The 6828-nt window shown below is 65.6% G+C and carries 5 protein-coding genes; 4 read left to right on the top strand and 1 reads right to left on the bottom strand.

All coding sequences use genetic code 11. The features are described from left to right. Positions 1-324: 324 nt before the first annotated feature. From ACWENQ_RS25660 to ACWENQ_RS25670, 3 genes are all read left to right on the top strand, one after another. Positions 325-3087, top strand: a complete 2763-nt coding sequence (locus tag ACWENQ_RS25660) for a DNRLRE domain-containing protein (protein WP_452416520.1) — start codon at positions 325-327, stop codon at positions 3085-3087. A gap of 567 nt (positions 3088-3654) precedes the next feature. Continuing rightward, positions 3655-3831, top strand: a complete 177-nt coding sequence (locus ACWENQ_RS25665) for a hypothetical protein (protein WP_449914811.1) — start codon at positions 3655-3657, stop codon at positions 3829-3831. A 147-nt stretch (positions 3832-3978) separates the two neighbouring features. Beyond that, positions 3979-4311: a YnfA family protein gene (locus ACWENQ_RS25670; RefSeq protein WP_354907518.1), complete on the top strand. Its 333-nt coding sequence runs from the start codon at positions 3979-3981 to the stop codon at positions 4309-4311. 360 nt (positions 4312-4671) lie between these two features. Here ACWENQ_RS25670 and ACWENQ_RS25675 read toward each other — a convergent pair whose 3' ends face one another. After that, positions 4672-5061 (bottom strand): DUF6223 family protein, encoded by a 390-nt coding sequence (locus ACWENQ_RS25675; RefSeq protein WP_452416522.1) that lies wholly within the window; start codon positions 5059-5061, stop codon positions 4672-4674. 461 nt (positions 5062-5522) lie between these two features. Here ACWENQ_RS25675 and ACWENQ_RS25680 point away from each other — a divergent pair, with 461 nt between their 5' ends. Continuing rightward, a complete protein-coding gene (locus ACWENQ_RS25680) occupies positions 5523-6791 on the top strand; it encodes a serine hydrolase domain-containing protein (protein ID WP_452416523.1) in 1269 nt (422 codons plus the stop codon). The last annotated feature ends 37 nt before the right edge of the window (positions 6792-6828 follow it).

Below are 6828 nucleotides of genomic sequence, written 5' to 3' on the forward strand. Positions count from 1 at the left end.
ACATGTGGGGAACGATAGGCGGTAGAGAGCCGTAGACGCCGTAACCAACCGGATCGAACAAGGAAGGCCCGTCATCACGTTTCCGCTGGTAACGGGCAAGTCGGGCCGCCATGCGGCTCACGACACGAAAGTAGCGCGTCCGCGGAGAACAACCCGGCGTCTCTATCATCAACCTCACGCTGACACAACTCTTGATGACCTGTCGTCAGACAAAGTAACGTGACCGCGCCTACTTGATCATGTCGAGAGGACGGTTACGTGCAAAGCTTCTTATCGGGACGTCAAAGTCGACGGTTACGAATTGCTACAGGATCCGCACTCATCGTGGGCGGGTTCATTGCGGTTCAGCCCCCAGTGGCGTCCGCAGAGCCTCCGAAAACCACCAATCTCGTCGATGAAAACCCCGATCATCCTGTGGAGATGCTCGGCGCCGCAACCGAAACAATGCGCGCCACGAAGCACCCCGATGGACGTATGACCATCGAGACATGGTCCCAACCCGTTCGGATCAAGCAGGCGACCGGCTCATGGGCGTGGGTCGACCCCACCCTTGTGAAGAGGAACGGCGTTCTCCAACCGAAGGTCGCGAAAGCTGGTCTCGAAATTTCTCCAGGGGGCACCGAGAAGCCCCTGGCCAAGTTCAGCCCGAACAAGAACCAGTCGATCAGCCTGAACTGGCCGAACGCTCTCCCCGCTCCTGAAATCACCGGCAACAGGGCCACGTACCGGGATGCTGCCGGCCCCGGCGCGGACCTCGTCCTCACAGCCCTCGCCACCGGCTATCGCCAGGAAGTCGTGCTCCGGGAGAGAATGTCGCACCCCGTGAAACTGGCCTTGCCGGTGCAGGCCAGTGGCCTGAGACTCGAATCGGAAAAGGACGGGCGCATTCAACTCGTCGATTCGTCACGGCACAAGGTCGCGGGCGCCTTCAAGGCCGGCATCACCACCAGACCTTCCGACGGCAAAAAGGCTGGAATCGCCGCCAGGAAGCCCGGCCGGGTCAAGACCACAGTGAACGACGGCCAAGGTCAGCAAGAACTCGTCATCACGCCCGACCAGGATTTCCTCGACGATCCCGCGACCGCGTACCCTGTCATCATCAGTTCGGCGTTCACGCTGTCCTTGGACGCCGACGTGGACGTGGCCGACGATGGTCAGCTTGCCGACCCCGCCCGTCCCTTCCTCACCGCCGGATCCATCTTCGGCATCCTCAACCGGACCTACCTCCGATTCAACGCCACAGCCATCACCAGCCAAGACGTGGTGGACGCCAAGCTGTCGATGTTGAACACCGAGGCTCCGGGCTGCGGCGACATCGTGGGGGATGGCATCCAGGTTCGACGGGTGACCAGCGCGTGGGACAAGGACAATCTCACCTGGGACAACACTCCCTCGTCCACCCTCGAAGGCGCCGTGACGGTGAGGAAGGCCTACTCGACTGAATGCGGTGAGGGTCGGCTGGAGTGGCCGATCACCGACATCGTCCGCAGCTGGGCCAACCACTCGCCCAACTACGGGCTAGAACTGCGCACGCCGGACGAGAGCAGTCCTGACGACAACTACCGTGGGTTCGCATCCTCCGAGTACGGCACAGCGGAGGCGACGCCCAAGCTCACGGTCACGTACCAGAGCTTCGGCGGTCCGACGATCGTGAACCCCGCCGGAAGCGACGGGGTCGAGGTCTTCACCGCCCCCGACCGGTGGCAACGCGATTCCCTGCCGATGGCTGAGGCGCAAGCTCATGCCCTGGACGTGGCTGACACCCGCGTGGCCGCTCATTCGTCAGCGCTGGCGACGCCTCTCGTCGACATGGTGACAGGAGCGGTGCACATACCGGCTGTGACTGCGGAAGGTCAGAGCATCGCCGCGGAGGCGGTTTCGGGAACGGCCTACCTCAGCAACGGTGATTCTGACTGGACTGTCTCCGGCGAGTTCGAGGGCAGCGCCGAATCCGATGCGGATGGCGACGGTGTCCCAGGCGTAACCGAAGGTTTCACCTTCAGCCCGAACGTCCAAATGGTGCCCCATAGTGCCGCCAAGCTGGGGTCCATCATGGCTGAAGTGCTCAATCTCGATGCCGAACTCCCCGGCGGAGACAAGATCCTGGCCGCCAGCCTCTGGCCGGAACGGAACCAGGTCATGCTGCAGGCCACGGAAGTGAGCCCGCAGCTGCGGCTGGCGTTGGCGCAACGCTACGGAGTCACCGCGGTCTCCATCTGGCTGCGGTCCGGCCTGGAGCGTCCGATCCCCCTGGTCCAGCATGCTGCGGCCGAGGACAAGTGCCCCCTGGACGCGCAAGGTAAGGAGCGTGAGTGCCGCCTGAAAGACGGGGTCGTCGGCGAGACGATCGGTGATCTCGACCTGTACATCAACGGTGGGAGCCGATACCTGACGTCAGCCGGTGGCTGCTCGACAGGGTTCGCCTGGGGCACGGCGTCCCAGAACTACTACATCACTGCCGGGCATTGCCTCCCGGACGGTACGGCCCCCGCCGGGGCGGCAAGGCTGACCGACAATTCCGGTACGCTCGGCGACCTGGCAGGGACCAACTATCGCAACAACGTAGGCACCATCCCCTACCCGGCGAACGCCGGCAAGTATGGGGACCTGGCGCGCATGAAGCTGACAACACGTGTGCACACCGCCTCCATTTTCTCCGGTGGTCCCACGTCCACGACCAAACGAGAGGTCGTCGGTAAATGGACCCGCAGCCCTCGCAAGGGCGACCGCTACTGCACCGGCGGCTACAAGAAGGGCGAACTGTGCGGCTGGGTCGTCCAGAACGCCAGGACGTCGGCCGAGTACCGGAGTTCCCCCACTGATCCGACGGTCGAGCGGGTCGAGAACGTCTTCGAGGGATCCAAGGACGGGGTATGCAGCCAGCAAGGCGACTCCGGCGGACCCGTCTACACCATCATCCAGCCCGGCTATCCGAGCGTAGGGGATGTGGTGGCCAAGGGCATCATCAGCGGCGGACGCGATCAGGCGAACAGTAATATCCTCTTGAGCTGCAAGAACTACTCCACGGATATATGGTATGCATATGCCGCATTCGGTGGCGACATCAAGAAGCGGAAACTCGACTAGACCGAGGTAGCCCCGTGACGAAATCCCGCTACGGCTTGCGAGGCATCGCGCTCGTTCCAGCAGCCCTTCTGTTGAGCGCATGCGGAGGCCAGGCGGATTGGCACAGCATCGACTCCGTCGCGGTTGCCCCCGACGGACGCACACTGACTGCCACGCTCACGTTCGGGGCCCCCGCGGAAGATGGCACATTCTGCGAGAAGATCACGGACACGGTCGTATCCGAGTCGGCAACGAAGGTGACCATAGGAATCAAGGTCAGTGACACCTGTGAGCCATTGTTTCCATGGCAGGAACGAATGAGCTCCAACCTTATGGCGTACTACTACAAGTATGACCTGCACCTGAAGCGGCCTCTTTCGGAGCGGCCCGTGATAGACCGAGCAGACCAGCGGGAGATCGCCAGGCGATAACAGGTGATGGTACGGCCGCGGGTGCGTTCGCGCATCCGCGGCCGTTCCAAACCGGAACGGCTGAGCGCCGTATTCGGATTGCGTATGACAGGCTCGAGAACGGTCAGAGAGTTTCGAAGGCTGAGGCCATGGCGGTTCGAGGCTGAAACCGGTACCGGTGCTGAGGCCATCGGCCAGTCGGGTCCAGCGGGCGGGGTTCGCGGGCAGCACCATCAGGCTCACCCCCGACCACGGCGACGTCCTCGGCCGGGTCGCCGCCCCGCCGGTGTATGGAACGCCGGAGCGCGGCGACTGGTGCGGAGGGCGCGTCCACCTGACGTTCACCCCCTGCTGATATTCATGGCCGTCAATATTCGGCTGTACACGCCCATCCCGCCCCCGACACCGGAGCCTCCCAGGCAGCGGTCCCCGCAGGCAGTGCTCGTCTCCGCCGGTGGCCCCGCCGCCGCGCGCCATGGCCCGGCCTGGTGCAATGACGGCCATGACGATCGCCCGTTCTCTCCTGTTGTTCGCCCTGGCTGCGCTGTTCGAGATCGGCGGCGCCTGGCTGATCTGGCAGGGCGTGCGCGAACAGCGCGGCCTGATCTGGATCGGCGCCGGCGTGATCGCCCTCGGGCTGTACGGGTTCGTCGCCACCTTCCAGCCCGACCCGAACTTCGGCCGCATCCTGGCCGCTTACGGCGGCGTGTTCGTCGTCGGCTCCCTGCTGTGGGGCGTGATCGCCGACGGCTTCCGCCCCGACCGCTGGGACGTCATCGGCTCGCTGATCTGCCTGGCCGGTGTCCTGGTCATCATGTACGCGCCGCGCAGCTGATGCGCGGAGGCACCCGGAGGCGGTTCCTCGGCCCGAGGACCGCGGCAGCGGGCGGGTGAAGGTGGCGCCGCCATCGCGGTGCAGGTAGCGGGGCCGCCATCGGCCGCACCCGCCGGGTGGCCGCCTGCCTGTTCAAGGGCCCGCTGGCAGTCACCACCCTGTATCTGAAGATTGACCGCCGTATCAACGCGCTGATCAACGTGATCTGCCTGACCCCCCTCGGACACGCCATTACCCCATGAGACAGGGGACTTCAGCGCCTGGTGCGGGATCGATCCTCCGAGCAGGGCGCTTGTTCGTGTGCTGATGTGACGGCGTATGACGCTGCGGTGCAGGTCATCGCGTGGTTGTTCGCTGCGGTCAACCGCTCAGCTCGGTGCGGCGGGAGCGAGCCAGAGCCAGCCCGCCGAGGACCGCGCCGACCAATCCAAGCACCAGGGCCAAGGCGCCTCCGAACACTCCATTGCCGGTGCCGAGACCACCGTCGGCGACAGCCAGCTTCACCGCGCCGTTGACCGCGCCGGTCAGGCCCCCGACCAGCGCCACGATGGCTCCCTTCCGCCAACCGTCGCCGATGGCACGGCCGGAGCGCAGCGCCAGCCAGCCGATGACAACGGCGCCCAGCGCGACCAGTGCGGCCACACTGGCCCAGATTCGCTCAGGGGTCCCGAGGAAGGTATCGACACCCTGGCCCGCGCATTCTGTCGGCGTCGTACAGATCGGCGCGGCAAGCACGAACAACACGGACATGAGGTGCTCCTCTTCCTACGACTGGACGCCAGAACTATGTCCGCTGAACCCGCCGCCGGTCATCCTGCTGACGGAGGCACTTCTCCCTGCCGCAGATGTCGCACGAACTGCGAATCTACTGCGCCCGCGGTAGGCGCGGGCCCGTGCCAGTTGGTGATGGCCTGGCGCCCCACTGCGCGCGCTGTTTCACCGGCCGGGTCACACCGCGACGACGATCACCACAGCAACCAGGGATCTGCGAACAACCTGCCGTGCGGAAAACGGGCTTAGCCCGCCATGCATTGGTGACACAGCGAGAAGGCGAACCGCCTACCAGCCGTCAGGGCGAGCGCGTGGTGAACTGGGGCTGCCACCGGTTCGACGCGGCGTTCGCCGCGTAGGCTCGGCGGTTCAGGCGGTCTCTCTGGTGTATTGGCGGCATTCACCGGTGAAGATGGCGGTGAGTTCGGTATCGATGATCGATGCTACGAGATCGGCCGCTGGAACTCCGTTCACGCCGCCAGGTCACTGTCGGCCACCTGCTCAACCACACCGCCGGCATCCCGGGATCAGCCACCTTCAAGGTGACCGACTGCCTCGACCCCCGTTGCCCGCGCCCGGCCGAGCGTCTCGGCGCTCTCGATGATGTGGAGCCTCTCGGTCCTCCCGGCACCAGATACGCCTACACCAGCGCCAACTACCTGATCCTCGCAGCCGTGGTGGAGTCCGTCACCCAACGCCCCCTCGCCGACCATCTCAGGCAAGCCGTCTTCCACCCGGCGGGCATGGACGGCGCGATCGCCGACGCGGCGTCCGCCAAGAGGCGGAACCTGCCACCGGGCCACCAACTTCTGTGGGGCATGCCGTCCGCGACCGCCGACGGGGTCGACAACCACGGCGCGGGCTACGGTTACCTGGGCGGCGACCTCGGCGACCTGGCCGCCTTCGCGACCGTCCAACTCCGTGCAGGGAAGAGCGCCAACGGTGGGAGCGTTCTCACTCCCGATCCCATCCGGCTCATGCGTCAAGAGGGTCGGCTCCAGCCCACCGGCACCGGCACCGGAACCGGCTACGGGCTGGGCTGGCGGGTCGGCGGCCTGAACGCGCCGCTCGATACCGCCATCTGGCACACGGGCGCCACCCCCGGCTACTCGGCGATGCTGTTCCTGCTGCCAGAGCGCAACATCGCTCTGGTCCTCCAGCAAAACCTCCACGGCATCCTCCATGACGAAGCAGTCATGGAGATCGGCTTCGATGCGGCCAGGCTGTTGGCGGGCGGCCGGCCGCCCGTCGATCACGCCGCCGCGTCCATCTACTACACGACCGTCTGGGGCACAACTGCCCTGGCCACGGTTCTGATCTTGGCGGCCGGTCGATCAGCTCTCCTCTTGCGTCGCCCAGGCGTGCCCACTGCACGGCTGCGCCGCGCCACCGTGACCGCTGCATGGTGCCTGATGGGCGCGCTGCCCTCGATCGCCATGGTTCAGCTTGTCGAATTGCGCCAGCTGATGAGCTGGGTGCCCGATTCCTTCATCGCCTTGTGCGTCGCGGCAACCGCCGGCGCCGTGACCATTGCCCTTCGCCTTGCGCTTGCTGTCCGTGCCATGAGGCTGAACCGGACCCGCACCGACGGTGATCGCGGGCGTCCGGATGCGCCGCCTGAGCGGCCGGCAGATGCTCTCACCGAGCTTCCTGGTCGAGGTTGCCGTGCGCTTCCGCCGAAAGGTCCTGCCAGTCGGCCCAGGTCTTGAGCCGGTCGGCGTAGACCTGCTGGAGCATCGGGTAGAA

This window comes from Nonomuraea sp. NPDC004354, from assembly GCF_053602555.1.